27 protein-coding genes are annotated in these 25,997 nt (G+C 74.2%); 10 read left to right on the plus strand and 17 right to left on the minus strand.

From position 1 onward, the window contains the following. Window position 1: 1 nt before the first annotated feature. Entirely contained in the window at window positions 2–853 is an 852-nt protein-coding gene (locus tag ACIGZJ_RS28365; RefSeq protein ID WP_396459902.1) for a class I SAM-dependent methyltransferase, read from the plus strand. A 9-nt stretch (window positions 854–862) separates the two neighbouring features. On the opposite strand, the gene ACIGZJ_RS28370 is transcribed toward ACIGZJ_RS28365, so the two are convergent. The 12 genes from ACIGZJ_RS28370 to ACIGZJ_RS28425 all read right to left on the minus strand — a co-directional run bounded on the left by ACIGZJ_RS28370 (window position 863) and on the right by ACIGZJ_RS28425 (window position 12,513). After that, window positions 863–1,654: a DUF3050 domain-containing protein gene (locus ACIGZJ_RS28370; protein ID WP_396459903.1), complete on the minus strand. Its 792-nt coding sequence runs from the start codon at window positions 1,652–1,654 to the stop codon at window positions 863–865. A gap of 23 nt (window positions 1,655–1,677) precedes the next feature. After that, complete coding sequence (locus ACIGZJ_RS28375; RefSeq protein WP_396459904.1) at window positions 1,678–2,637, minus strand: alpha-ketoacid dehydrogenase subunit beta; 960 nt, start codon at window positions 2,635–2,637, stop codon at window positions 1,678–1,680. Further along, window positions 2,634–3,686, minus strand: coding sequence for a thiamine pyrophosphate-dependent dehydrogenase E1 component subunit alpha (locus ACIGZJ_RS28380; protein ID WP_396459906.1), 1,053 nt, complete (start codon window positions 3,684–3,686; stop codon window positions 2,634–2,636). The genes ACIGZJ_RS28375 and ACIGZJ_RS28380 overlap by 4 nt, the downstream gene beginning before the upstream one ends. Further along, window positions 3,683–4,597, minus strand: coding sequence for a phytanoyl-CoA dioxygenase family protein (locus tag ACIGZJ_RS28385; protein ID WP_392938560.1), 915 nt, complete (start codon window positions 4,595–4,597; stop codon window positions 3,683–3,685). The genes ACIGZJ_RS28380 and ACIGZJ_RS28385 overlap by 4 nt, the downstream gene beginning before the upstream one ends. 27 nt (window positions 4,598–4,624) lie before the next feature. Next, complete coding sequence (hppD, locus tag ACIGZJ_RS28390) at window positions 4,625–5,608, minus strand: 4-hydroxyphenylpyruvate dioxygenase (protein ID WP_396459907.1); 984 nt, start codon at window positions 5,606–5,608, stop codon at window positions 4,625–4,627. A gap of 41 nt (window positions 5,609–5,649) precedes the next feature. After that, window positions 5,650–6,906, minus strand: a complete 1,257-nt coding sequence (locus ACIGZJ_RS28395) for a beta-ketoacyl-[acyl-carrier-protein] synthase family protein (RefSeq protein WP_396459908.1) — start codon at window positions 6,904–6,906, stop codon at window positions 5,650–5,652. Beyond that, window positions 6,903–8,522, minus strand: coding sequence for a class I adenylate-forming enzyme family protein (locus tag ACIGZJ_RS28400; protein WP_396459909.1), 1,620 nt, complete (start codon window positions 8,520–8,522; stop codon window positions 6,903–6,905). The genes ACIGZJ_RS28395 and ACIGZJ_RS28400 overlap by 4 nt, the downstream gene beginning before the upstream one ends. Before the next feature lie 145 nt (window positions 8,523–8,667). Next, the gene (locus ACIGZJ_RS28405; protein WP_396459910.1) at window positions 8,668–9,177 is read right to left on the minus strand and encodes a hypothetical protein; all 510 of its coding nucleotides are present in this window, start codon (window positions 9,175–9,177) and stop codon (window positions 8,668–8,670) included. Further along, window positions 9,174–10,322: a beta-ketoacyl synthase N-terminal-like domain-containing protein gene (locus ACIGZJ_RS28410; protein ID WP_396459911.1), complete on the minus strand. Its 1,149-nt coding sequence runs from the start codon at window positions 10,320–10,322 to the stop codon at window positions 9,174–9,176. Before ACIGZJ_RS28410 ends, ACIGZJ_RS28405 begins: the two co-directional genes overlap by 4 nt. Beyond that, window positions 10,319–10,591 carry an acyl carrier protein gene (locus ACIGZJ_RS28415; RefSeq protein ID WP_392938544.1) on the minus strand — a complete coding sequence of 91 codons (273 nt, stop codon included), beginning with the start codon at window positions 10,589–10,591 and terminating at the stop codon, window positions 10,319–10,321. The genes ACIGZJ_RS28410 and ACIGZJ_RS28415 overlap by 4 nt, the downstream gene beginning before the upstream one ends. After that, window positions 10,588–10,863 (minus strand): acyl carrier protein, encoded by a 276-nt coding sequence (locus tag ACIGZJ_RS28420; protein ID WP_392938542.1) that lies wholly within the window; start codon window positions 10,861–10,863, stop codon window positions 10,588–10,590. The genes ACIGZJ_RS28415 and ACIGZJ_RS28420 overlap by 4 nt, the downstream gene beginning before the upstream one ends. Before the next feature lie 228 nt (window positions 10,864–11,091). After that, window positions 11,092–12,513, minus strand: a complete 1,422-nt coding sequence (locus ACIGZJ_RS28425) for a class I adenylate-forming enzyme family protein (RefSeq protein WP_396459912.1) — start codon at window positions 12,511–12,513, stop codon at window positions 11,092–11,094. A 184-nt stretch (window positions 12,514–12,697) separates the two neighbouring features. On the opposite strand from ACIGZJ_RS28425, the gene ACIGZJ_RS28430 reads away from it, so the two are divergent. The 4 genes from ACIGZJ_RS28430 to ACIGZJ_RS28445 all read left to right on the plus strand — a co-directional run bounded on the left by ACIGZJ_RS28430 (window position 12,698) and on the right by ACIGZJ_RS28445 (window position 17,115). Then, window positions 12,698–13,801: an alpha-hydroxy acid oxidase gene (locus ACIGZJ_RS28430; RefSeq protein WP_396459913.1), complete on the plus strand. Its 1,104-nt coding sequence runs from the start codon at window positions 12,698–12,700 to the stop codon at window positions 13,799–13,801. 149 nt (window positions 13,802–13,950) lie between these two features. Continuing rightward, entirely contained in the window at window positions 13,951–14,718 is a 768-nt protein-coding gene (locus ACIGZJ_RS28435; RefSeq protein ID WP_396459914.1) for a class I SAM-dependent methyltransferase, read from the plus strand. Between the two features lie 64 nt (window positions 14,719–14,782). After that, the gene (locus tag ACIGZJ_RS28440) at window positions 14,783–15,718 is read left to right on the plus strand and encodes an alpha/beta hydrolase (protein WP_396459915.1); all 936 of its coding nucleotides are present in this window, start codon (window positions 14,783–14,785) and stop codon (window positions 15,716–15,718) included. After that, window positions 15,715–17,115: a PLP-dependent aminotransferase family protein gene (locus ACIGZJ_RS28445; RefSeq protein WP_396459916.1), complete on the plus strand. Its 1,401-nt coding sequence runs from the start codon at window positions 15,715–15,717 to the stop codon at window positions 17,113–17,115. Before ACIGZJ_RS28440 ends, ACIGZJ_RS28445 begins: the two co-directional genes overlap by 4 nt. Window positions 17,116–17,275: 160 nt before the next feature. On the opposite strand, the gene ACIGZJ_RS28450 is transcribed toward ACIGZJ_RS28445, so the two are convergent. The 5 genes from ACIGZJ_RS28450 to ACIGZJ_RS28470 all read right to left on the minus strand — a co-directional run bounded on the left by ACIGZJ_RS28450 (window position 17,276) and on the right by ACIGZJ_RS28470 (window position 21,136). Next, window positions 17,276–17,617, minus strand: a complete 342-nt coding sequence (locus tag ACIGZJ_RS28450; RefSeq protein ID WP_396459917.1) for a hypothetical protein — start codon at window positions 17,615–17,617, stop codon at window positions 17,276–17,278. Window positions 17,618–17,805: 188 nt separating this feature from the next. After that, a complete protein-coding gene (locus tag ACIGZJ_RS28455; protein ID WP_392938523.1) occupies window positions 17,806–18,570 on the minus strand; it encodes an ABC transporter permease in 765 nt (254 codons plus the stop codon). A gap of 25 nt (window positions 18,571–18,595) precedes the next feature. Beyond that, complete coding sequence (locus tag ACIGZJ_RS28460; RefSeq protein WP_396459918.1) at window positions 18,596–19,552, minus strand: ATP-binding cassette domain-containing protein; 957 nt, start codon at window positions 19,550–19,552, stop codon at window positions 18,596–18,598. A gap of 94 nt (window positions 19,553–19,646) precedes the next feature. Next, on the minus strand, window positions 19,647–20,843 hold the full coding sequence (locus tag ACIGZJ_RS28465) for a glycosyltransferase (protein WP_396459919.1): 1,197 nt from the start codon (window positions 20,841–20,843) through the stop codon (window positions 19,647–19,649). After that, entirely contained in the window at window positions 20,840–21,136 is a 297-nt protein-coding gene (locus ACIGZJ_RS28470; protein ID WP_396459920.1) for a hypothetical protein, read from the minus strand. Before ACIGZJ_RS28470 ends, ACIGZJ_RS28465 begins: the two co-directional genes overlap by 4 nt. A gap of 99 nt (window positions 21,137–21,235) precedes the next feature. Between ACIGZJ_RS28470 and ACIGZJ_RS28475 the strand changes: the two genes are divergently transcribed. From ACIGZJ_RS28475 to ACIGZJ_RS28495, 5 genes are all read left to right on the plus strand, one after another. Beyond that, window positions 21,236–22,168: a 3-oxoacyl-[acyl-carrier-protein] synthase III C-terminal domain-containing protein gene (locus tag ACIGZJ_RS28475; RefSeq protein ID WP_396459921.1), complete on the plus strand. Its 933-nt coding sequence runs from the start codon at window positions 21,236–21,238 to the stop codon at window positions 22,166–22,168. Between the two features lie 88 nt (window positions 22,169–22,256). Then, the gene (locus ACIGZJ_RS28480; protein ID WP_392938511.1) at window positions 22,257–22,547 is read left to right on the plus strand and encodes an acyl carrier protein; all 291 of its coding nucleotides are present in this window, start codon (window positions 22,257–22,259) and stop codon (window positions 22,545–22,547) included. A gap of 5 nt (window positions 22,548–22,552) precedes the next feature. Then, window positions 22,553–23,413, plus strand: coding sequence for a hypothetical protein (locus tag ACIGZJ_RS28485; protein ID WP_396459922.1), 861 nt, complete (start codon window positions 22,553–22,555; stop codon window positions 23,411–23,413). Further along, a complete protein-coding gene (locus ACIGZJ_RS28490) occupies window positions 23,410–24,123 on the plus strand; it encodes a 4'-phosphopantetheinyl transferase family protein (protein ID WP_396459923.1) in 714 nt (237 codons plus the stop codon). The genes ACIGZJ_RS28485 and ACIGZJ_RS28490 overlap by 4 nt, the downstream gene beginning before the upstream one ends. A 142-nt stretch (window positions 24,124–24,265) precedes the next feature. Further along, on the plus strand, window positions 24,266–25,990 hold the full coding sequence (locus ACIGZJ_RS28495) for a condensation domain-containing protein (RefSeq protein WP_396459924.1): 1,725 nt from the start codon (window positions 24,266–24,268) through the stop codon (window positions 25,988–25,990). The last annotated feature ends 7 nt before the right edge of the window (window positions 25,991–25,997 follow it).

Consider the following 25,997-nt stretch of genomic DNA (forward strand, 5'->3'; position numbering starts at 1 on the left):
AGTGAACACGCCCGACGAGTGGGCGAAGCGGGCCCGGAGCTACGGCCCGGCGGCGTCGCTGTACGAGGTGGCCCGGCCGTCCTACCCGGAGCCCGCGATCCGGGAGATCGTCGCCCGACTGCCCGGGCCGACCCTGGTCGAACCCGGTGCGGGTACCGGCAAGGCGACCCGCCTGTTCGCCGCCCGGGGCGTCCAGGTCACCTGCGTGGAGCCGGACCTGGGCATGGCGACGGTACTGATGCGCGCGAACGCCGGTGCCGGGGTACGCGGCGTCGGCGTCCACGTCGAGCCGTTCGAGGACTGGCGCCCGCCGTACCGCAGTTCGGGCCTGGTCTGCGCCCAGGCCTGGCACTGGTTCGACCAGGAGCGGTGCTGGGCCAAGGCCGCCGAGACGGTCGCCCCGGGCGGCCTGCTCGCGCTGCTCTGGAACGTCGAGCGGTGGGACGTCGAGCAGTGGGGCGGGACGCCCGCCCGGTCGGTGATCGAGCGGGCCTTCGCCCGGCACGGGCAGGAGGCCCGGGACGACGGCGGCCTCGGGCCGGCGGTCTGGCCGACCGAGCCGACGGCGCGCCGGCACGGGTTCCAGGAGCTCGAACTGCTCACCTACGACTGGGAACAGGACTGGGAGGCGGCGGAGTTCGCGGCCTACCGCGCCACCACCTCCCAGCTGCTGGTGCTCCCGGACGGGGTCCGCGACGACCTGGTGAAGGACCTGGAGAGCGCCCTGCTCCGGGAGCTCGGCGGGTCCTTCACCCTGCCCTGGCGGACCTACCTCTTCCTGGCCCGCCGCAGCGCAGCGGACAGCACCGCTACGGCGGCGGGGCCGCAGCGGTGCGATCCGGAAAGGGCCTAGGACGGGGGCCTAGGCCGGGAAGGCCTCCTCGATCGCCGTCCAGAGCCGGACCCGGGCCTGCAGCGCGGTGCGGACGGTCTCGGCGCAGGCATCCCACTTGGCCTGGTCGTCGCCGTTGAGGTCGATCAGCATCTGCATGGCCATCGGGGTGTGCTGCTCGCCGTCCACCTCGATGTGCCGGGCGAGGTAGTCCTTGAAGACGGTCAGCACACCCTCCGGGTCGTCGATCTTGATGACCTGGGCGAACATGTCCGGGATCAGGTCCTCGCGGCCGAACGCGAAGGCGGCGGCGCGGCAGTGCACCGGCGCGTTCTCGATGATCTCCCAGGTGGTGGTGGTGAAGTCGACGGCGGCCTGCGGCACCCCGGCGGCCTTCAGCGCCTGCGGCACCGGCGTGCCGGAACGCAGCAGCTCCAGGAAGTCCTCGACCGGCTTGGGGTCGGCGCCGGCCTGGCGCATGCCCTCGACGTACAGCTCGAAGTGGCTGGTGAAGCCCTCGCCGAGCTCGTCGCTCTCCTCGACCAGCACGATCTCGTTGATCAGCCGCCTGCTGGCGGTCGGACCGTTCGGGACCCAGGGCACGTCGACGCTGGTGAGCTCGCGCTGGAGGCTCTTCAGCAGCGACATGAAGTCCCAGACGGCGAAGACGTGGCTGTCCAGGAAGGTGCGGACCCGCTCGATGCTGTTCAGGCCGCCGTAGACGGTGTGGTCGACGACCTCGCGGCGCAGCGGATCGATGGCCTGCTGGAGGCTGGACAGGCCCGGGTGCGAACGGTCCCAGTGGTAGCGGTTGGTGGACATCGGAGGACTCCTCGGGGGCTCGGCTACTTCATGACGGAGTGGAGGGCGTGCCGCAGCTGCTCGCGGCCCGGCTGCAGGGCGCGGTCGAGCTGCGGGGCGAAGGGAAGGACGGTGCCGTCCGGGCGGGTGATCCGCCGGGGCGGGGCGATCAGCCGCATCTGCTCGGCGGCGGTGGCCAGCACCTCGCCGCCGATGCCGCAGCTGCGGTTGGAGTCGTCGATGACGACCAGCCGACCGGTGCGCTCCAGCGAGGCGGCGAGCGCCTCCCAGTCGAAGGGGTGGAGCGTGCGCGGATCGAGGACCTCCACGGAGATCTCGTCGGCGACCTCCTGGGCGACCGCGAGCGCGTCGTGCACCAGGTGGCCGACGGCCACGACGGTGACGTCCGTCCCCTCCCGGTGCACCCGGGCCGAGCCCAGCGGGATCGGCGCCAACTCCCAGGTGACGGTCTCCCGGACGGGCAGGGCGGCGGCCGGCGCGAACACCACGACCGGGTCGGGGTCGCGGATGGCCGAGCGCATCAGCCCGTAGGCGTCGGTGGGGGTGGCGGGCACCACGGTCTTGATCCCGGCGTGCGCGAACAGGCTGTACGGGTGGTCGGAGTGCTGGCCCGCCCAGCCGTCGCGGGAGCCGGATCCGGGCACCAGGCAGGTCAGCGGCACACCGGCCTGGCCGCCGGTCATCAGCGAGAACTTGTGTGCCTGGTTGACGAGTTGCTCGAAGACCAGGAACAGCAGCGAGGGGATCTGGAATTCGATCACCGGCCGCCGGCCGGACAGTGCCGCACCGATCGCCATCGAGGTGAAGGCCTGCTCGGACAGCGGGGTGTCGACCACCCGCCCAGATCCGAAGCGGTCCAGCAGCCCGAGCGTCGGACCGGCCATGCCGGCCCCGATGTCCTCGCCGAACACGCAGACCGCCGGGTCCTCGGCGAGTTCGTCGGCCAGCGCCCGGTTGAGGGCCTTGGCGTACGAGAGCCTCATCCCGACGCCCCCGCCCTGGGCCGCAGCCCGTCGGCGTACAGGTAGTCCAACGCGCCTGCCGGGTCCGGGTGTTCGGATGCGAGCGCGAACCGCTCGGCCGCCGCCAGCTCGGCCGCGACCTCCTCGTCCAGGGCGGACCGGCGCGCCTCGCCGATGAGTGCGGCGGCGCGCGGCAGCGGGTCGCGGGTCCGCCAGGCGTCGACCTCCTCGGCGGCGCGGTAGTGCAGCTTCATCCGGTGCTCCATGGTGTGGTGGGCCTCGAACCGGTACGTCCGGCACTCCAGGAAGCCCGGTCCGCCGCCCGAGCGCGCCCGCTCGACGGCCTCCGCGGCGGCCGCGCGGACGGCCTCGGTGTCCATTCCGTCGACCTCGACGGCGGGGATCCCGAAGGCCCGGGCCCGGCCGAGGGCGCTGCCCGCCACCGCGGTGGAGGCGGGCAGCGTGGTGGCGTAGCCGTTGTTCTCGCAGACGAAGACCACCGGCAGCCGCCACATTGCGGCGAGGTTGAACGCCTCCAGCAGCACGCCCTGGTTGAGCGCGCCGTCGCCGAAGAACGCGACCGCCACCCGGCCGTCGCCGGCCTGCTGGGCGGCCCAGGCGGCGCCGACCGCGATCGGCGCCCCGGCGCCGACCATGCCGTTGGCGCCCAGGATGCCCAGGGAGAGGTCGGCGGCGTGCATCGAGCCGCCCCGCCCCCGGTTCAACCCGTCGACCCGACCGGCGAGTTCGGCGAGCAGTCGGTGCGGGTCGACGCCCCGGGCGAGGACGTGTCCGTGCCCGCGGTGGGTGCTGGTGAGCCGGTCGCCCGGGCCGAGTGCGGCGCAGACGCCGACGGCGACGGCCTCCTGGCCGATGTACGGGTGGACGCCGCCGATGATCACCTTGGCGCGGACCAGGCCGAGCGCCAGCTCCTCGAAGCCGCGGATCAGCCGGAGCATCCGGTAGCGCTGTTCGGGCGTGCCGAGCGGCGCGGTCACGGCGCTGCCCGCCGTGACGGCGCCGCCGGTCGGCCCCGAACTCCGGTCGGTGGCAGGTTGGTCGATCGTCACAGCGCTCCCCGCCACACGGCCGGGCAGATGTCCGGGTCGGCGTAGTCGGGTCGGCCGTCGGCGGTGCGCCGGACCACCACGTCGTGGTTGTAGACGACCGTCCCGCCGTCCGCCCGGGTGTGGTGGCGGTACTCGTTGCCGCCGTCCTGCAGGTGCAGGGAGACGGCCCGGCGCGGGGCGTCCGAGAGGTTGGCGCCGCTGCCGTGGTAGGTGCGGCAGTGGTGGAAGCTGACGTGCCCGCGCGGGATCACCATCGGGACCTTGCGCACCTCCTGCCCGTTGAAGCGGGCGTTCTCGGCGAGGATCCCCTCCAGCTCGGAGCGGTCGCGCTGGGCGAAGTGCCGGGTGGAGTCCTCGCCGGAGTCCAGCTCCCGCCAGCGGTGGCTGCCGTCGATCATGGTGATCGTGCCGTTCTCCTCGCCGCAGTCGTGGAAGGGGAGGAAGGCGGTGAGCATCCGGTCGGAGCTGGAGGTCTGCCAGTAGTGCTTGTCGAAGTGCCAGGGCACCTGGTTGGTGGGCTCCTCGGGCACCGGCGGCTTGAAGATCAGCGTGGCCTGGAAGACCCGGATCTCCTCGGCCTCGGCGAGCAGCGCGGCGACGGCGCCCAGCAGCGGCTTGCGCAGGATCGCGCCGATCGCGTCGCTCTCGTAGTGGACGTAGTCGTTGTGCCGCTGGATCGGGCCGTGCGAGGGCTCCCAGGAGGCGAGGTTGGGCGGCCGCACGGCGAGGGTGCGGTCGCGGTGGCCCTCGTAGTACTTCTCGGTGGCGGCCTGGAGGGTGTCCAGCTCCTCGTCGCTGAAGAGCCGGCGGGAGAGGTACCAGCCGTGCTCCAGGTAGCCGGCCACCTCCTCGGGGGTGGGCAGCAGGGCGCGTTCGGCGTCGGTGAGGTGGAACTCGGGTGCGGTCGTCATGGCGGGGCGGTCTCCTCGGGGGGTGGGTCAGACGGACGCGGTGGAGCTCTGCCGCTCGACGGCCTCGTACAGGGCCTTGATGTTGGCGGTGCCGAAGGTGCCCGCGCCCTGGCGCTCGATCAGCTCCAGGAAGTACGTCCGTCGGGGGTGGGTCGAGCGGACGAAGATCTGGAACAGCTGTCCGCCGTGGTCCTGGTCCACCAGCACGTCCAGCTCGCGCAGCGTGTCGACCGGGATGGCGGTCGCGCCGAGCCGCTCGGCGAGGGCGTCGTAGTAGGCGCCGGGGGTGCTCAGGAACTCGACGCCGGCCGCGCGGGCCGTGCGGACGGCGGTGGCGATGTCCTCCGTGCGGAACGCCAGGTGCTGGACGCCGGCGCCCTCGTTGGCGTCCAGGAAGGTGTCGATCTGGCCGGGCTGGCGGCTGGTGTCGGGCTCGATCAGGGTGAAGGTGACCTCGCCGGAGGCGCTCTGCACCACGCTGGAGTCCATGGCCTGCGCGCCGACCTCGATGTACTCGCCGAAGATTCGGTGGAAGCCTAGCGCGGCCTCGCAGAACTTGACGGCGGGGGCGAGCTCGCCGGCGGGCACGCAGATCGCGGCGTGGTCGAGGGCCTCCAGCAGGCCGACGGGCGCGGCCTGGGCCGGGGCGTCGGGGACGAACCGCAGGGCCACGTCGCCGAAGCCGGCGACCAGGCCGCCGGCCCGGTCCAGGACCCGGGCGCCGTGCCGTTCGGCGCGCTCCAGCGAGGCCTGCGGGTCGGTGCAGCCGAGCGCGATCACGGCCACGCCGTCGCCGTGCCGGGCCACGAAGCGGGCCACCGGGTGGGCGGGGTCCTCGGCCGAGGAGACGTGGATCCGGATCGTGCCCTGGTGCAGCCGGACGGTGCGTATCCCGGGCTGGGGCGGGGCCTGGTCGTCATGCAGGAAGCCGTAGTCCGAGCAGAGCCCGGCGGCGGTCAGGTCGGCGTCGGCGCAGTGGTATTCGACATGGGTGATGGACTGGACGGACATCGGTACTCCCCGGGCGTGTGGCAAGGGCGGTTTGCGGAGCGCTACTTGGCGGCACGGGTGGACGCCGGGCCGAAGATCAGGCTGAGGTTGTGGCCACCGAAGGCGAAGGCGTTGCTCAGGGCGGCGCCCGGGGCCGCGGTGCGTGCGGCGCCCCGGACGTGGTCGAGCGCGCAGGCCGGGTCGGGGTCGGTGAGGTTCACGGTCGGCGGCAGCGTCCCGCGGGCCACCGCGAGTGCGGTCACGGCGGCCTCCAACGCCCCTGCGGCGCCCAGCAGGTGGCCGGTCGCGCCCTTGGTGGAGCTGACCGCGGGCCCCTGCGCGCCGAAGACGGCCCGCAGGGCCGCCGTCTCGGCGATGTCGCCGAGCTTGGTGCCGGTGCCGTGCGCGTTGACGTAGCCGATGTCGGCGGGCGACAGGCCGGCGTTGGCGATGGCGGCGCGCATCGCGTCGGCGGCGCCCTCGCCGTCCGGGCGCGGCATGGTCGGGTGGTGGGCGTCGGTGGAGGCGCCCCAGCCGGTCAGGTCGGCGTACCCGGAGGCGCCGCGGGCGTCCGCGTGCTCGGCGCGCTCCAGCACCAGGACGGCGCTGCCCTCACCGAGCACGAAGCCGGTGCGGCGGGCGTCGAACGGCCGGCTGGCCTGCTCCGGATCCTCCCAACCGTGGGACAGCGCGCGGGCGTTGGTGAAGGCGGCGGCGATCGTCGGGTGCAGCGAGGACTCGCTGCCGCCGCACACCACCACGTCGGCGTCCCCGGCGCGGATCAGCCGCAGGCCCTCGGCGACGGCCTGGGCGCCGGCCGCGCAGGCCGTTACGATCGCCGAACTGTAGCCCCGGATCCCGTGCTTGATGGCGATCCGGGCGGTGGCCATGTTGGAGAGCATGCCGGGCAGCAGGTACGGGCTGACCCCGGGGCGGCCGCGCTCCAGGCGTCGGTGCGACTGCTGCTCGAAGGTCTCCAGGCCGCCGCCGCCGGTGGCCAGGACGACGGCGGTGCGGTGGGCGTCGACGTCTTGGCCGACGACCAGTCCGGCGTCGGCGAGCGCGTCGTCGGCGGCGGCGAGGGCGAGCAGGACGAAGCGGTCCACGCAGCGGGTCTCGGTGGGTGGCAGCACCTCGCGGCCCTCCACCGCGGGGGCGATGCCGGCGGCGGTGAGCCAGCCGTGCGCGGCGTGGCCCTCCGGCACGGCGGTGATGCCGCTGCGGCCGGTGGTGAGTGCCTCGAAGACCTCGGAGGGCTTGCGGCCGAGGGGCGTGACCAGGCCGAGGCCGGTGACGGTGGCGCCCGGGCGGGCGCTCATCGGCCCGCCGCCGAGTCCAGGTAGCGCTGGCGCAGCAGCACCTTGCGGACCTTGCCGGTCGGGCCGAGCGGGATGTCCTCGCCGGAGACCACCAGGACCTTGCGGACGGTCGCCGCGCTGTGCTCGTCGAGCGCCGCCGTCACCTCCTTGGTGCGGTCCGTCTCCGGGTCGGCGCCGGTGGCCAGGAGGAGCAGCACGTCGGTGACGACCCGGTCGCCGTCTCGGACGGCGACGACGGTGCAGTCCGCCACGTCCGGGCAGCGGGCCAGCACGCGCTCCTCCGACATCGCGGTGAACAGCCGCTTGCCGTCGCCGAGTTCGACGGAGTCGACGGCCCGGTCGACGTGGTAGTAGTAGCCCTCCTCGTCCCGGTACATCAGGTCGCCGGTGAGGAAGCGCCCGCGGATCCGGGTGCGGAAGGTGGTGGCCGAGTCGTTCCAGTAGCCGAGCGCCAGGGTGGGGGAGGTGGTGGCGAGTTCGCCGACCTCGCCGGGGCCGAGCGGCTCGCCGTCCGGGCCGACCACCTCGCAGTCGACGAAGGCGTGCGGGCGGCCGACGCAGCGGCCGTAGCGCTCGGTGCCGGGGCCGTGCGTGATGAAGAAGTGCGAGTGGCCCATCTCGGTGGAGCCGAGGCCGTCCACGAACAGCGAGCCGGGCGCCCGGACCCGGCCTTCGCGGGTGACGGTCTCCCGGCTGCCGGCGGCGATCAGGTGGCGGATGTGCACCTCGTGCGCGCAGTCGCCGGTGTTCCACCAGAGTGCGACCGAGTCCGTCCGGCGCGCGCTCAGGTCGTGGTGGGCGAGCTCGGCCCAGGTCGCGGCGAAGCCGATGACGCCGCTGGGCTCCCAGCGCTCGATCGCGTCCAGTACGCCCGAGCCCGACTGCTTTGAGAGCAGGGCGATTTGGGTGTGGGAGCTGAGCGCCAGGTTGATCGCGATCAGGGTGGCGGCGTGCGGGGCGGGCAGTGCGCTGAGCATCCGGTCCTGGCCCTGCGGGCGGGGCATCCGCAGGCGGTGGCGGATCGCCGCGTACAGGCTCGCGTGCGAGTGGACCACGGCCTTGGGCAGACCGGTGGTGCCGGAGGAGTGGGTGATCGCGACCGGGTCGCCGGACCAGTGCCGGTAGGGCGCCGGAGCGGCGTCGGGGTCGCCCGCGCCGAGGGTGGAGATCTCGGGCAGGTTGGGGGTGCCGGTGTCGTGGCCGGCCAGCGCGGCCAGGTGCGGGGCGTCGGCGAGGATGCCGACGGCGCCGAGGCGGTGGATGTAGCGGGCGGCCCGCTCGCCGTCCACGTTGGGGTTGAGCAGGGCGGGGATCGCGCCGAGCCGGGCGAGTGCGAGGAAGGCCAGCACGTGGTCGGCGGCGTCGCTGGTGTAGACCACCACCGGGTCGCGGCGGGTCACCCCCAGGGCGTGCAGCGCGGCGGCCCGGGCCCGGACGGCGCGGTCGAGCTCGCGCAGGGTGAAGGGCTGCCAGGCGGCGTGGTCGTCCACCGCGGTGTCGAAGGTCACCAGCGGCTCGTCCAGGCCGAGGCCGAGGGCCAGCCGGCTGGTCAGGACGTTGCCGGCGCCGACGTCGGGGTCGTCCGCCAGAAGGGTGCGGATACTGCGGATGCTCACGGTGGTGGATCCCTCCCATGGTGCGGGGCGTGCTGCGGCGGGCTGGCGTGTGGGGCCGCTCGCTCGGTGGTGGCGGTGCTGCGGGTGGAACTGGTGGCGCGGGTTGCGCGGGCTCCGGATACGGGTGCGGTCGGGGCCGGCCCGGTCAGGCGGTGGTGACCAGGAGGGCGACCGCGTGGTCCGCCCCCTGGCCGGCGTCGGCCTGCTCGGCCGCGATGACGAGGACCTGGTCGGCGTCGCCGTCCGCGAGGAGCAGTTCCGCCAGGTCGAGCGCGTCCTGTGGCACCCGGCCCGGGCGGCTCGCGGCGGGGCTGATCGCCACGACCGGTCCGGTCAGGCCCCAGCGTGCGGCGATGTGGCCGAGGACGGCGTTCGGGTTGGACTGGAAGAACAGCAGCGGCGGGACCCTCCGGTCGGAGGCGGCGGCCTCCTCGATGGCCCGGGCGGTGGCGCGGTCGCCGCCGGCGCTGGCCAGCAGCAGGGCGGTGCGGCCGGGGGCCGGTGCGGCGCCGTGGTGGGCGCGCAGACAGCGCTCGGCGGTCTCGGCCACCAGGGGGTTGAACGAGGAGGCGGTGAAGCCGGGGATCGGGGGGAGGGGCTCAGGGACGTCCGGGTCGGGCCAGCCGGCCTGGGCGAGGATGCGCAGTCCGGTCATCGGGCGGCCACCAGGAGTGCGGTGTTGGCGCCGCCGAACGCGGAGTTGAGCGTCAGCGCGTAGCGCGGCCGGGCGGCGCGCGGTCCGTCGAGCACCAGGTCCACCGCGACGTCCGGGTCCGGGCCGAGCCAGCCGGCGTTCACCGGGAGTCGGCCGTCGCGCAACGCCGCGATGGTGACGGCGAGTTCGAGCAGCGCGGAGGCCTCAAGGGCGTGGCCGTGGACGGACTTGCTGGAGCTCACCGGCAGCCGCTCGGCGTGCGGGCCGAAGACCCGGCGCAGTGCGCTTGCCTCGGCCCGGTCGGCCAGCGGCGAGCCGGTCCCGTTGGCGTTGACGTAGCCGATCTCGGCCGGGGCGACGCCGGCCCGGGCGAGCGCGGCCTCGACGGCGCGGGCCGCGCCTTCGCCGTCCGGCTCCGGGCGGCAGACGTGGTGGGCGTCCCCGGTCCGGCCCCAGCCGGCCAGCCGCGCGAGCACGGGCGCGCCGCGCCGCTCGGCGGCCGGTTCGGCCTCGACGACCACGGCGGCGGCCGCGTCGCCGAGCAGGGTGCCGCTGCGGCCGGCGCTGAACGGGCGCAGCTCGCCGTCGCGGGCCAGCGCCCGGCCGGCGTCGAAGGCGGCGAACACGCCCGGCTCCACCAGGTGTCCGGCCGCGACCAGGACCCGGGGGTGCCGGCCGGTGGCGACCATGGCGGCCGCGTCGGCCACGGCGGTGCCGGCCGCGACGCAGGCCCCGGTGTAGACCCTGGTCACCCCGGCGAGGCCCCAGACCCGGGCGGCCCCGGCGGCGACGGCCTCGGTGACCTCCCTGGTCCGCAGGTCGCTGTGCAGGGCGAGCAGGACGGGCGTGGCACCCGCGTCGGGCGCGGACGCGGGCACGCCGGCGCCGTCCGCGGCGGGCAGGCCGGCCTGGCGGCAGGCCTGGTCCACGGCGGCGAGGACGGCGTCGGCGAGTGCCACCGGTTCGGGCAGCAGCGCGGCCCGGGTGGTCCGGCGCGCGGAGACGTCGAACCGGGTGACGGCGGCGAAGGCGGCCTTGCCGTGGGCGGTCGCCTCGGCGAGCGCGTCGAGCCCGGAGCCGACCGCGCTGAGCACGCCGACGCCGGTCACCACGGGCCGGACGGCGGGCGGGGCGTTGCCGGTCATGACTGCGCGGCCCCGGCGGTGCGGTCGTCCCCGGCGGCGGCGAGCACGGCCGCGGACAGCACCGCGGTGGCGTCGTCCACCGTCCGGACGGCCTCGAACTGCTCGTCGTCGAGGTCCAGTTCGACCCCGTAGCGCTGCTCGAACTCGGCGATCAGCCAGGTGAGCTCCAGCGACCCGACGGTCTCCGGGACGCTCTCGGCGGCGCGCTGCCCGAACGCCGCCAGCATCTCCAGGACCTCGGCCCGGCCGGGGAGGCGGGTGTCCGTCACGCCGGGCTGCCCGAGGTGCTCGGGACGGCGGCGATCCGCTTGGCGACGTCGGCGGTGAACTGGTCGAGCGTCATCAGTGCGGTGCTCTCCATCTCGTCCAGGTCGAACTTGATCCCGTACTCGTCCTCGACCTGGACGGAGAGGTCGGCCAGCGCGAGCGACTCCAGGTCGAGCCCGGCCGGTCCGAGGTCGGTGTCGCCGGTGACCTCCGAGACGTCGTACTGCATCTCGGCCAGGGCGGCGAGGACGAACTCGCGGATGCGGTCCTGCATGGTGTGCTCCTTGTGCTTGCGCGCCTGTGCTGGCGCGCGGGGTCGGGGAGGAGTCGGGTACGGCGGGGAAATCGGGCCGACCCGGTCGGGAAGGCCGTCCGGGGCCGCCGGGTAAGGCGGTGCGGCCCAATCGGGAAAGCCGTTCGGACACAGCGGGAAATCCGGTGCTTCCCCATCGGGAAGTGTGTTTTGCCTGATCGGGAAATCGGTTCGGGTGCGGCGGGGAATTCAGCGGGCGGTCGCGCGCAGGGCGACCGGATCACGCAGCAGCTTGCCGGTGGCGGTGCGGGGGAGCGCGGGGAGGAAGGCCAGGGTGCGGGGCCGCTTGTAGGCGGCCAACTGCCGCGCCAGTCCGCCCTCGACGAGCGCGGGCTCGGTGCCCTCCTCGGTGGAGAGGTAGGCCTCGATGGTGCCCTGGTCGAACACCACGACGGCCTCGCGGACCCCGGGCAGCGCGGCCAGGGTCTGCTCGACCTCGGTGAGGTCGACCTTCAGGCCGCCGATCGAGACCTGGGAGTCCCGGCGGCCCAGCACGGTGACGTACCCGGTCGCGGGGTCGAGCACGGCGGCGTCCCTGGTGTGCAGCCAGCCCTCGGCCCACCGGGTCGGATCGTCCAGCCCCGGGTACGGGGAGGCGGTCATGCCGATCTGCAACTCGCCATTGACCAGGCGGAGTTCGGTGCCGTGAACGGGTTGCACCCGAGGGTGCAGCCGACCGCTGAGATCGGTCGCGATGACCCCGAGCTCGGTCATCCCGTACATGGTGCCGAGCGGCACGCCGTACTTGGCGGTGAAGGCGGCGGGCAGTCCGGGGCGGACCAGCTCGCCGGCCACGACCATCCGGCGAAGTCCGGGCAGCGGCGGGGGTGTTGCCGCTCCGGCCAGCAGCTCGGCGTGGAAGGGCACCCCGACCACCGTGGTCGGCCGGGTGTCGGCGCCGACGGTGGCGAGGATGCCCGCCGCCGTCATCCGTTCCGGCACGGTCAGCGGCGCCCGGGCGTGCAGGCTGTTGAGCAGCCCGCCGACCAGTCCGAGGACGTGCACCACCGAGGAGAGCAGCACCACCCGCTCGCCCTCGCCGGGGAACTCCTCCAGCCGCTGGTAGCAACCGAGTTCGCGGATCAGGTCACCGGCCGTGCGGGCGATGACCTTGGCCGGACCGGTGGAGCCGGAGCTGAGCTGGACCAGCGCGTGGCCGGTGCGGGCCGGGCGGCCCGCCGACAGCCGGACGGCCACCGGATCCACCTCGTGGAAGCCGCGCAGTGCCGGCGCCGACCGGTGTGCCGAGCCTACCAACAGTTGGGGGGCCAGCCGTTCGACGGCCGCGTCGACCTCATGGTCCGTCAACCGGTGGTCAAGAAGCGCGACCTGGGCGCCGCTCTGCCAGGAGGCGAGCAGGGCCACGACGAAGCCGAGCGAGGGCGGCAGCCGCAACGCCACCGTCCCGCCTGGCTCCAGGCCCGCGAGGGCGAGCCGTTGGGCCTGCTCGCCGACCAGGCGGCGCAGGGTGTCGCGATCGACGGGGGTGCCGAAGCGTAGGCATTCCTCGCTTCCGGGGCCGGCCAGCAGCAGCCGGTCCACCCAGTGTTCGGGGGCGTCGGCGTGCGGGGCCGCGGAAGGCGGAGGTGATGAGAGGGAAATGGCGGTCAACGCCGCTCCACGCAGTGAGGAGATTTGACATGGACGCTGTTCAGAACCAATACGGTCAATTCCGTTGCCAGACGATTGCACAGACGATTGGTCAAATCAAGGTCTATACCAATGTGGTCCGAACCTCCTACGCTGCAGATCCGGGACTGGTCCGAGCGCGGCCGTCCGGGAACGAGGATGCCCCGTGGGACCACTCACGCTGGCCGGGATCGAGCGCGCGGCGCACGACCGACTTCTCCCAGAAATCTGGGACTTCATTGAAGGCGGAAGTGGCACGGAACGAACCCTGGCGGCGAACGGAAAGCAGTTCGGCCGGTACGCCCTGCGACCCCGTGCGCTCGTCGACGTCTCGGCCTGCTCGCCCGCACTGACCCTGCTCGGCTCCGAACTCCGGCTGCCGGTGGGCATCGCACCGATGGCCTACCACCGGCTGATCGACCCCGAGGGCGAGACCGCGACCGCCCGCGCCGCCGGGCAGGCCGGCGCGCTGCTGGTCGCCGGCATCTTCGCCAGCCGCACCCTGGAGGACATCGCCGCCGCCGCCACCGGCCCGCTCTGGCTCCAGCTCTACTGGCTGCGCCGCCGCGACGCCCTGGCCGCACTGATCGAACGGGCCGAGGCCGCCGGATTCGCCGCCCTGATGCTCACCGTGGACGCGCCCCGGATCGGACGCCGGCTGCGCGACCTGCGCAACGGCTTCGCCGTCCCGCCGGACATCCGCGCCGTCAACCTCGACCAGCGGCTGATGGCCGCCAGCCACCGCGCCACCACCGGCTCCTCCGGCATCGCCGACCACGCCGCGGAGCAGTTCGACCCCACGGTGACCTGGGCCGACCTCGCCTGGATCCGCGAGCGCAGCAGCCTGCCGCTGGTCCTCAAGGGCATCCTGACCGCCGAGGACGCCCGCCGGGCCGCCGACCACGGCGTCGACGCCGTCGTGGTCTCCAACCACGGCGGACGCCAACTGGACGGCGCCCTGCCCAGCCTGGCCGCCCTACCCGAGGTGGTCGACGCCCTGCCCCCGCACTACCCGGTCCTACTCGACGGCGGCGTGCGCAGCGGGACGGACATCGCGATCGCCCTCGCCCTCGGCGCCCGGGCCGTCCTGGTCGGCCGCCCCGTCCTGTGGGGCCTGGCCACCGAGGGCGAGGCCGGCGTGGCCCGGGTCCTCGGCCTGCTCCGCGACGAACTGGAGCACACCATGGCCCTGTTGGGCCGCCCCCGACTCGCCGACCTGGACCGCGGCGCCCTCGCGCCCTGGCCGGCCGCCGACACCGCCCGGACCTGACCCGGCCCCGGCCCTGCACACCGCCGGGACCCTGACAGCGCACCCGGCCTCCCTGCCCCGCACCGCAGCCCCGCACCGCAGCCCCGCACCGCAGGCCCGCAGGCCCGCCGGGGCGCCCGACACCGCAACCCACCAGAAAGACCAGCGACATGACGAACGCCTTCCCCGGCTGGGACTGGGACGACCCGGACGGCCTCGCCGTCCACCTCGACGGCTTCAGCGAGCGGGTCGCCACCTGCAAGAGCCTCGAACCCGCCCCCGCCGGCCTCCCGCGCGACCACCAGGGCTTCCGCGAACTCGGCCTCACCGGAATCGAGTTCGCCGCCTTCCGGACCGCCCACCCGGAAGGCCTCGGCACCGACCTCGCCGCCCTGACCAGCCCCGACGCCACCACCGAGCCCGGCACCCTCTACCGCGTCGACGGCGACCGCTGGTTCACCCGGCTCGACATCTCCCAGCCGCTGCCCTTCGCCGACGCCAGCGTCGACTGGGTCTACGCCGAGCACCTGATCGAGCACGTCACCATGCCCGTGGCCGTCGGCTGGCTGCGCGAGGCCAGACGCGTGCTGAGACCCGGCGGCGTCCTGCGGATCACCACCCCCGACCTGGCCCGCTACCTGGTCGGCTACGCCACCAACGACGGCTTCCTCGCCAAGCACCGCCGCCGGCTCTCCACCCTCGGCTTCGGCCCGCCGATGCCGCAGCGCCCGGCCTTCCTGGTCAACCAGATCTTCCGCCACTTCGGCCACCAGTGGATCTACGACCTGGACGAGCTGCGCCACGTGCTCACCCGGGCCGGCTTCGAGCCCGGACAGGTCCGCCACTGCGCCTACCGGCAGGGCCTGCGTGCCGACGTCGCCGACCTCGACACGGCCCTGCGCACCGACGAGACCATCTACGTCGAGGCCGACCGCTGACCCTCCGGCCTCCGCCGCCGACCGTCCGGTGCCCACCGCCGGCACCCGCACCGATGGGACCCCTATGCCACTGCACCCCCAGGCGGAGGCGCTGCGCGCGCAGCGCGCCCGCGCCGGCACACCCCCGCTCTACACCCTCGGCCTCGCCGAGGCCCGCGCCGCCGACCTCGCCGACATCCAGGCCGCCGCCGGCAACCCCGAGCCGGTCGGCGCGGTCGAGGAGCACCGCATCCCCGGCCCCGGCGGCGAACTCACCATGCGGATCTACCGCCCCGCCGGGGCGGCCGGCCGACTCCCCGCGCTGCTCTACCTGTTCGGCGGCGGCTGGACCCTCGGCTCGCCCGACACCAGCGACGCCATCTGCCGCAGCCTGACCAACGCCGTCGGCTGCGTCACCGCCTCCGTCGGCTACCGGCTCGCCCCCGAACACCCCTTCCCCGCCGCCGTCCACGACTGCCGCGCCGCCGCCCGGTGGCTGGCCGAACAGGCCGACACCCTCGGCATCGACCCGGCACGGCTCGCCGTCGGCGGCGACAGCGCGGGCGGCAACCTCACCGCCGCCCTCACCCTGATCGCCCGCGACGAGGGCGGCCCGGCGCTGCGCCACCAACTGCTCGTCTACCCCAACACGGACCACGGCGCCGACACCGCCTCACTGCGCGAGCACGACGACCCGGCGCTGTTCAACCGCCGCTCGGTGGCCTGGTACTGGGGCCACTACCTGGCCGACCCCGCCGACGGCGACCACCCGCACGCCTCCCCGCTGCGCGCCGCCGACCTGTCCGGCCTGCCGCCCGCCACCGTGATCACCGCCGAGTACGACCCGCTGCGCGACGAGGGCGAGCAGTACGCCGAGGCCCTACGCGCCGCCGGCGTGCCCGTCGAGGCCCGCCGCTACGCGGGCATGCCGCACGGCTTCTTCGCCATGGCCGGCGTGCTGGACGCCGGCGGCGAGGCCCACGAGTACGCCGCGCAGCGGCTGCGCGAGGCCCTCCGGTGAGCCCCGCCGACCCGCACGCGCCGGCCGACCGGCCCGCGCCCGGCGAGCCGCTGCGGCTCGGCGACCTGCACGCCTCCCTCGCCGACCCGCTGCTCGACGCCATGACCTTCCTCAACGAGGTCACCACCCGCTACCCCGGCGCCCTCTCCTTCGCCCCCGGCCGCCCCTACGAGGGCTTCTTCGAGCCCGAGGACGTCCACCGGCACCTGGACGCCTACCTCGCCCACCTCGCCGAGCGCGGCCTCGACCGCGACGCCGCGCGCACCACCCTGTTCCAGTACGGGCCGACCAAGGGCATCATCGCCGACCTGGTCGCCCGCACCCTGGCGAACGACGAGGGCCTCGACGTCGCCCCCGAGGCCCTGGTCCTCACCGTCGGCGCGCAGGAGGGCATGCTGCTCGCGCTGCGCGCCCTGTGCGCCACCCGGGACGACGTCCTGCTGGTCAGCTCGCCCTGCTACGTCGGCGTCACCGGCGCCGCCCGGCTGCTGGACCTGACCACCGTCCCCGTTCCCGAGGGCCCCGACGGCGGGCCGGATCCGCAGGCCGTCCGGGCCGCCGCCCGCGCCGTCCGCGCCCAGGGCCGCCGCCCGCGCGCGCTCTACGTCGTCCCCGACTTCGCCAACCCCTCCGGCACCAGCATGCCGGTGGCCGCCCGCTCCCGGCTGCTGGACACCGCCGCCGAGGAGGGCCTGCTGGTCATCGAGGACAACCCGTACGGCTTCTTCGCCCGCGACCCCGGCGAGCGGCCGACGCTCAAGGCGCTCGACCGCCGCCGCCAGGTCGTCTACCTGGGCTCCTTCGCCAAGACCTGCTTCCCCGGCGCCCGGCTCGGCTACGTGGTCGCGGACCAGGAGGTGGCCGGGCCCGGCGGCCGGCGCACCCTGCTGGCGGACGAGCTGGCGAAGCTCAAGAGCATGACGACCGTCAACACGCCCGCGCTCAGCCAGGCCGTCATCGGCGGCATGCTGCTGCGCAGCGACTGCCGGCTGAGGGCCGCCAACGCCGGTGCGACGGCCTACTACGCGGCCAACATGGAAGCCCTGCTGGAGGAGTTGGAGCGGCACTTCCCGGCCGCCGAGCGCCGACGCCTGGGACTGTCCTGGAACCGGCCGGAGGGCGGCTTCTTCGCCGTGCTGACGGTGCCGTTCACGGCGGACGAGGCGGCCATGGAGCGCTGCGCGGGCGAGCACGGGGTGCTCTGGACGCCGATGGCGCCGTTCTATCCGGGCGGCGGCGGGGAGCACCGGCTGCGGCTGTCGGTGAGCTCCCTGAGCGGACCGCAGATCAGGGACGGCGTCGAGCGGCTCGCCGCGTTCGTGCGGGCGGAGTGCGCCGCGGTCACGGCCACCGAGCCCGCGCCTGAGCCCGTGGGCGCGGGGACGCGGGGCGCGTAGCCCCTGCGCCGGGCCCGCCCGGCAGCGCCGCCACCGCGGCGCCGAACGGCCGATGGCGGCCGGTCCCCGTTTCCGGGACCGGCCGCCATCGTCATCTAGGCCCTGTCCGGCCGTCCGCGGCTGGCTGTTGCGGCCTCGTGCGGGAAAGGCGCTGCCGTGCTCAGTGGGCGGCACCCGGCCGCGGGTCCGCGGCGGCGGCCTTCATCGGGGGCTTGGCAGCGGCCGCCTTGGCCGGGGGCTTCGCGGCGACGACCTTCATCGGCGGCTTCGCGGCGACGACCTTGGCCGGGGGCTTGGCCGCGACCACTTTCACGGGCGGCTTGGCCGCCACGCGGGCGCTGACCGCGACGGGCTCGGCGGCGGCCGACCCGGCGGCGAGGAGACCGACCACCGGCAGCGCCGCGACCGCCCCGCCCGCCAGCGCCAGCCGCGCACGGCGGCGTCGGGCGGGTACGGCGTCACCGCCGCCGGTGGAGGTCTCGTTCCCGGAGCGCGGACTCATAGCGGTTCCTCTCGGCAGGCCTGGACGTGCACCGTCGACGACGATAGGTCCTGGCAGGCCGAGCGGCAAGCAACTCTCATGTCAGCGGCAAGAGTTGACAAGTGCACAAGTGGACCGGGCCGACCCGCCCGAGCAGGCTGCGAGCCCTGCCCGGACGGACCGGCCCGGAGCGCCCTGCCGGGCAGAACCTAACGGACCCGGGTGGAGAACAGCCGGGCCGAGAAGTACACCGAGACGACGGTCATCACACCCACGACCAGCAGCCCCTGCCACACCGCGTTGTCCCCGGCGTGGCCCGAGAACAGCGCCCGCATGCCCTCCACGGCCCAGTAGAAGGGGTTCCACTTGGCCATGGACTGCAGCCACATCGGCGCGAGCGCCAGCGGCAGCAGCACCCCGGAGAGCAGTCCGATCGGCTGCGCGATGGTGTTCACCACCGGGGCCATCGCCTCGGGGGCCGGCAGCACCAGCGCGATGCCGTAGGAGATCGCCGAGGTCATCAGGGCCAGCAGGCCGAGCAGCAGATAGGCCAGCAGGAGGTCCCCCACGCCCACCCGCAGCCCGAAGGGCAGCGCGATCAGCGTGATGATGACGGCCTGCACCAGCAGTGCCACGGTCTCCCGCAGGGCCCGGCCGAGCAGCAGGGCCAGCCGGCTGACCGGCGTCACCCGGGACCGCTCGATGATTCCGGCCTTCAGCTCGCCGAGCAGGCTGAACCCGGTGTACAGGCCGCCGAAGATGCACAGCACTGCCAACAGGCCGGGCACGTAGATCTGGTAGGCCTCGGCATAGGTGGTCGCGCCCATCGGCGCCAGCACCTTCTTGAGCAGCGGAGCGAACAACAGCAGATAGAAGACCGGCTGGATCACCCCGACGGCGATCCAGATCGGTGTCCGCCACATGAGCAGCAGCTGCCGCTGGAAGACCAGCCAGGTGTCGCGGGCGAGCTTCATCAGGGCCCTTCGGGATCGCGGATGGTCAGGACTGCTCGATCGAGCGGCCCGTGCGGGCCAGGAACACGTCGTCCAGGCTGGGCCGTTGCAGCTGGACGGTGCCGGGTACGACGCCCGCCGCGTCCAGGGCGCGCAGCAGCCGCGGTATCGCGGCGGCCCCGTCGTCCAGGTAGAGCCGCACGCCGTCCTCGCCCTGGACCTCCACCCGGTGGAGGTAGGACTGCTCCTGCAGGGCCTTGGCCGCGCGTTCGGCCTCCCCGGCCGCGACGCCGACCAGGACGACGTCGCCGGAGATCTCCCGCTTCAGCGTCTCGGCGGTGCCCTCGGCGACGATCTCGCCGTGGTCGACGATCGCCACCCGGTCGCAGAGCGCGTCGGCCTCCTCCAGGTAGTGCGTGGTCACCACCACGGTCATCCCCTCGGCGCGCAGGCGGCGGATCTCCGCCCACACGTGGCCCCGGCTGGCCGGGTCGAGGCCCACCGTGGGCTCGTCCAGAAACAGCACGCGGGGCGCGTGGATGACGCCGAGTGCGATGTCCAGCCGGCGGCGCTGGCCGCCGGAGTAGGTACGGCACGGGCGGTCGCCGAACTCGGTGAGCTCGAAGGCCTGCAGGGCCTGCTCGGCGCGCTGGAGCGCCTCGGCCTTGCCGGTGCCGTGCATCCGCGCCTGGAGCACCAGCTCCTCGCGGGCGGTGACGGCGTCGGTGGTGCCGCCGCCCTGGGCGACGTAGCCGATGCGCCGCCGCACCTCGGCCGGGTCGGAGCGCAGATCGGCGCCGGCGATCAGGGCGTCGCCGCCGTCGGGCCGGATGAGCGTGGCGAGCATGCGCATGGTGGTCGTCTTGCCGGCGCCGTTGGGGCCGAGGAAGCCGAAGATCTCACCTGCAGCCACGTCCAGGTCGATGCCGCGTACGGCGTCGACAGCGGCCTGGCCGCGCTTTTTGGACGGATAGGACTTGCGAAGTCCCTTGGTCTCGATCAAGCCAGAACTCCCGTACGGGGATGGGCTGCCGGAGCGCCTGGGAAAGTGGTGCCGTTCGCCACCCTAGGGTCTCCGGCACCCCGGAAACAATGGCCTAGACCAATGGATTCACGTGTTGTTCCCCTGCTGTGACCAGCGCCTCAAGCCGATCGGCGGCCGCGACCGCCCCGCCGCCCGCCCGCAGTGCGGCCCCCGTCCGAACCGCCGCCGCCCGGTGGGCGTCTGACTCCAGAACGGTCCGCAGCGCGGCCGCCAGCCGATCCGGCGTCACCCGCGCGAACGGCACCCGCAGGCCCGCGCCGGTCGCCGCGAGCTGCGCCGCCACGAACGGCTGGTCGTGCCGGATCGGCGCGGTGACCACCGGAATCCCGTGGGCGAGGGATTCGCCGACGGTGTTCATCCCGCCGTGGCAGAGCACCGCGTCCAACGCGCCGCGCCGCATCAGCTCCAGCACCGGCACCCGCGCCGCGGCCACCGTGTCCGGCGCCAGCGGGGGCAGCAGCTCGGGCGGCGCGGCGACCACCGCCTGCACGTCGCGGCCGCACAGCTCCAGCGCCCGGACGGCCCTGGCGAGGAAGTCCGCGCCGAGCTCCCCGGCCAGCGTGCCCATGGTGACCAGCACCCGCCGCCGCCCCTGCTCCAGCCGCTCCCAGGGGAAGGCCGGGTCGGCCGGACGCTCCGCCAGAACCGGTCCCACCAGGGCGTAGTGCTCCGGGAACGGCGTCGCTCCGGTCAGCGCCGGACCGGTCAGCGCCGGACCGGTCAGCGCCAGCACCAGCCGCGGCGAGAACCGCGGGTCGGTGTACTCCTCCTCGGGCAGCCCGGCCCGCCGCCACAACCCCTGCAGCAGCCCGGTCATCCAGGCCTCCACCTGCGGCAGCGCCCGCAGCGGCCGCCCCAGCTCCATCGCACCCGGGGCCAGGCTCGCCCACGGCAGCCCGTGCCGGTGCGCGACGAGCGCGCCCGCCGGCGTGTGCTGGTCGACCAGCAGGGCGTCCGGCCGGTACTCCCGCACCGCCGCGTCCAGCGGCTTCGCGGTGAACCGCGCGTACGGGACGATGAACCCCTCCCAGAGCGAGCGCAGGGCCGCCAGCCCGTGCCCGCCCTGCGCGCGGAACGCCCGGGTGCCCGTCCCCAGCACCTGCGCCCCGGGGGCGAGCAGCGGGCGCAGCACGGATTCCGTCCCGGTCCAGGCCACCTCGTGCCCGCGCGCCCGGAGCTCCCGCGCGATCCCCACGGTCGGATTGACGTGCCCGGTCAGCGGCGGCACCACCAGCAGGAAGCGGCTCATCCCCGCGCCTCCTCGAGCAGTCGCTGGACCCGTTCCACCGTCAGTTCCTCCAGGCCGGCCAGGTCCAGTCCGGCGCGCAGCGCACCGAGATCGGCCGCCGCGCCGAACCGTTCGCGCAACAGCTCCGCGAGTTGTTCGAGTTCGATTTCGTCCAGCAGAAGGTCGCCGTCCAGGCGAGCCTGCGGGGTCACCAGCGCCGCCCACTCGGGAGGCGCCTCGGCCGCTCTGACCAGCAGTTCCACCAGTTCGGGGGAGACCGCGTCAGGAGAATTCGGAGGTATACGATCGGTCATCAGGAGAGCTCCACCTGCTCGACGGCACGGGGGCGGATGAGGTGCGCAACGGCCCGAGATCACTTGTGCGACCCGTCGGGCGTCGGAATACTAGCCCGGGTGACAGCACTGGAGGCAGTGGCCGTTCACCTTCCCCACCAGACCGTGCCCATTGAGGCGGTGGGCGAACGCATCGGCCTGACCCCACGTCAACTTCGACTCTTCCGCCGCTTCCACGGCCTGGACCAGCTGCGCCTGGACCCGGACGGGACGCTGCTCGACCTGCTCGGCTCCGCCGTAGAGGCGCTGCCGGAGCTGCGCGGACGCGAGCACCACGTACGGTTCGTGGTGCACGCGCGCAGCATGCCGGTGGCCGAGCCCTATCCGTTCAACCCCCTGCACCGACTGCTCGACCGGTACGGGCTGGCCCACGCCCGGGCCTTCACCGTGACCCACCACGCCTGCGCGGTCGGCCTGCTGGCCGTCGACGTGGCCGGTCGACTGCTGGCCGCCGATCCGGACCCGCGGGCGCTTGCCCTGGTCCTGGCCGGGGAGAAGACCTTCACCAAGGACGCCCAGGTGGTGCCAGAGACGGGGATCTTCGCCGAGGGCGCGGCCGCCTGTCTGGTCAGCGCCGCCGGCGAGCGCAACCGCGTGCTCTCCTACGCCGTCCGCCACCGGCCCGAGTTCGACGGCCGGCTGGCCGAGGACCCGGACCTGCTCGCCCGATACCAGCGGGAGTACCCGGCGGTGATGATCGAGGCGATCGAGGCCGCCCTCGACCAGGCAGGTCTGGACCTCTCGGACCTCGCCGCGATCCTTCCGCACAACGTCAACCAGGCCTCCTGGCGGATGATCTCCAAGCGGATCGGCTTCCCGCTGGAGAAGGTCGTGCTGGACAACGTGGCCGCGGTCGGGCACAGTTTCGCTGCAGACAGCCTGATCAATCTTCACACCGCCACCACGCGGGGGCTGCTCCAGCCCGGCGACCGCTACCTGATCGCCGCCGCCGGCATCGGGGCCACCTTCTCCGCCATGGCCGTCGAACACTGACGCACCGCCGGACCGGACGGCCCCCGACGGCGATCGCCGCCGCCTGCCGCACCCAGCCACTTCCTTCGCACGACGGGACGGGACACCCATGTCAGACCCCGCGGTCCAGACCACTGATGTCGAACTTCGGGACCGGATCCTCCGGAGCATCGGCGAGCTGTTGCCGCGCGTACTGAAGCGCGAGCTCCCCGAGATCCCCGAGAACGCCTGCCTCTTCGACGACCTCGGACTCACCTCGGCCGGCACCATCGAGCTGATCCTGGAGATCGAGGAGTCCCTGGACATCCAGGTCGACGTCGAGCAGATCGGCGAGGACGACCTGCGCTCGGTGACGAGGCTGGCCGACTTCGTCGCCGCGCACATCATCCCCGAGGACTGACCGGGGTGCCCGCCGGTCTGCGCATCGCCAAGGCCGTGACCCGCTACGTCGACGGCAGATCCGAGACCTCCCTCGACCCGGACCTGCGGGTTTTCGTCTCGGACCTGGTCCGCCCGCACGGGCTGCCGCTGCGCGAGGACCTGCTCGACGAGGGCGTCGGACACTCCTACGGCGAGATGGCCGAGGGCCCGCTGCGCGAGGCGGTGGCCGACGGCAAGCCCGTCGACCTGCTGATCCTGGCCTTCGACTCGCCCGACGTCCGACCAGGGGCGCCCGCCTCGATCCACCTGAGCCGCTTCTGCCCGGGCTCACCGCTGGCCTTCGCCGTCTGCGACGAGGGAACGGCGGCGGCCTTCACCGCACTGCAGCTCGCCGCCGACTTCACGTCCGGCGGGAGCGGCTTCGACCGGGTGGTGGTGGTCCTCGCCGAGCAGACCGCGCTGCACTACCGGCCGGCCGAGCCGGTCGACCTGCCCGACCGGCACTGCGTGGTCGTCCTGGTCTGCGAGAAGGATCCGGGCTCTGAACTGACGATTCGTCAACTCAAGCCCGCCGACCAGGAGTCCGCCTCGAAGCAGCTCGCCGCCGAGGTCGGGGATCTCGGCTCCGGGGCGCTCGTCCTGGTCGACCCGGGCCTGTCGGGCGTCGCCGGTGCGCAGCCCCCGATCGCCGGGCAGCCCTTCACCGGGGTGTGGACGCAACTCGCCGAGCACCTGTCCGACCGGTCGCCGCAGCCTTCGCAGTCGAAGTCGTTGCAGCCCGATCCGCCGCAGCCCGCTCCGCCGAGGCCGAGCCCCGTCCTGGTCGCCGCCCTCGACCGCCGGCTCGGACTGTTGAGCACCCTGACCCTCCGGGCCGGGCCATGATCCCGGACCAGGTGGACCTCTGGGTCATCCCGACCGACCAACCCGACCCGGTGGTCCACCGTCTGCGGACCGTGCTCGACCCCGGCGAACGCGCCCGCGCGGACAAGGACGTGCTGATCGGGCGCCGCTTCACCGTGGTCCACGGCGTGGTACGGCTGCTCGCCGCCGAACGCCTGGGCCTGCACCCCGCCGAACTCGCCTGGCGGTACGGCCCGCACGGCAAACCCGAACCGGCCGTCGGCAACGGCCTGCTCCAGCTCAGCTATTCGGCCTCCGGCGCCCTTGCCGTCCTGGCGATCGCCGACGGGCGCGAGGTCGGCGCGGACGTCGAGGAGCTCCGCGACGAACGGGTCGCGGCCCGCATCGCCAACCGCTACTTCCCGCGCGCCGAAGCCGAGTTCATCGCCCGGGCCGCCACGCCGAGCGCCCGCGCCGCACGCTTCACCCGGCTGTGGAGCCGTCGCGAGGCGTGCGTCAAAGCCTACGGCGGACGGCTCGTCCAGGGCTTCGGCCTGCCGCTGGCCGGCCCGGCGCCACTGCGCCTGGACACGGTGGGCACACTGGGGGAGGGGCCGTGCCGGGTGCAGGACATCCCCGTGCCCGGACCCTTCCACGCCGCCGTCGCCGCCGTCGGCGACCGCCCGTTCGAAGTCCGGCGCCGGTACTGGTCGGCGCACCTGGTGCCCGAACTCGCTCCGCCATCAAGGTGATTGACGACACCTCAACTTGTCTTCACGCCTCCCGTTCCACCCCGGCTTTCTGGCGTAGACCGATCTTCCGGGCCGCCGGTAGCGTCCGGACCGGATCCACCACACCCCGCTCAGGCCCGGCGACCCGAAGGACGCGTGCCACGTGACAGACCCCAGACGGATCACGGTCCGCTTCGGCGGCGCGAGCAGCGGCTCAGGACCGCTCACGCTCGGCCAGGACAACATGATCCGCTGCATCCGGCGAGACGCCCCCGAGCAGATCAACAAGGAATCCGTCTGGCCCGTGCCCGACGGCACCACCCTCCCCGCGGCCCTCGACGCCCTGCGCGCCCTCGCCGAACGCCACGAATCGCTGCGCACCGTCTTCCCGCCCGGCCCCGACGGCTTCCCCGACCGCCAGGAGATCCGGGGCGAGGGCGAGTTCACCGTCACCGCGATCGACGCCGGCTCCCGCGAGGGCGCCGAACTCGACCAGCTCGCTGACGAGTTGGCACGCGCAGACGTCGCCGTCCCGTTCGACCTCACGACCGGTGTCCGGCTGCGCTTCACCCTGCTCACCCAGGAAGACCTCGTCCTGCGACTGATCGTGGTGGTCTGCCACGCCGGGGCGGACGGCGCCGCCGCCACCCTGCTGATCCAGGACTGGACGGACCTCGCCGCGGGCAAGGAGCTGCCGCCCTCCACCGCCCGCACCCCGCTGGAGGTCGCCGCCCAGGAGGCGACCGCCCAGGGCCGGCGCAAGGCCGCCGCCTCCCTCCAGCACTGGGAGCGGCTGCTCACCACCGGACCTCAGGCGGTCTTCGCCGACTCCCGCATCACCGGGCCGGCCGAGGCCGTCGGCGTCGCCCTGCTGCGCTCCCGGTCGGCCGCCGAGGACCTCGCCGCGGCCTCCGTGCGCACCGGCAGCAGCCCGTCCGTGGTGCTGCTCGCCGCCTTCTCCGCCCTGGTGGCGCAGCGGGCCGACCGGTCCGACCTGGTGTTCGCCGCCCTCTCGGCCAACCGCCAGCGCTCCGTGATGGCCGACCACATCGGCACCCTCGCCCAGGACGCGCTGATCGCCCTGGACACGGACGCCACCGACCTGGACGAGCTGATCGGCCGGGCCAAGGCCGCCTCCTTCACCGGCTACTGGCACAGCACCCTCGACGCCGGCAAGGTCTGGCAGCTGATCGAGGACGTCGCCCACCGGCGCGGCGCCCGCTTCGCCCGCCAGGTGGTGGTGAACGACCTCAGCCTGACCATCCCCGAGGCCGTCTCGGAGTCCCGCCCGGCCCCGCAGAGCGACCCCGAGCTGTTCTGGCTGCCAGACCAGCGGATCCCGGTCCGGATCATGTTCAACATCCTGCGGATCGCCGGCCGGCTGGAGTTCGTGCTGGTCGCCTGCCCGCAGGTACTCGACCGGGCGGAGGCCGAACAGTTCGCCCACGGGCTCCTTGCCGTGCTGAAGGCCGCCGCGCGCGGCCCGGTGCCGCTCGCGGAACTGCCCGCGCTGACCGGGCTGCGGCCGGTCGGCCGGGACGGCGACTGGCACCTGATCGACGGCTGCTGGATCGACCTGGCCGCCGTCCGCGCGCTGGTCGGTGACGCCCTCGGCCCGGGCGTCGCCGTGCAGGTGACGGTGGCCGGCGGGCGCCTGGTCGCCCGTCTCGCCACCGCGGACCCGGCGCTGACGCCGACCGCCGCGCACCGCGCCGTGATCGCCGAACTCCCGGGCCACGACACCGCGATGGCCCCGCACCACTACCTCGTCCACCGCGTCCCGGCCGGCACCCCGCAGCCCGGCACCCCGCAGTTCGGGGAGGCACTGTCCGGGGACACGCTGCCGCCGGCCGCGGAGGGTGACGGCCGCGAGACCGAAGCCGGCTGACCCGGCT

This window comes from Kitasatospora sp. NPDC052868 (assembly GCF_044547105.1).
Taxonomy (GTDB): Bacteria; Actinomycetota; Actinomycetes; order Streptomycetales; family Streptomycetaceae; genus Kitasatospora.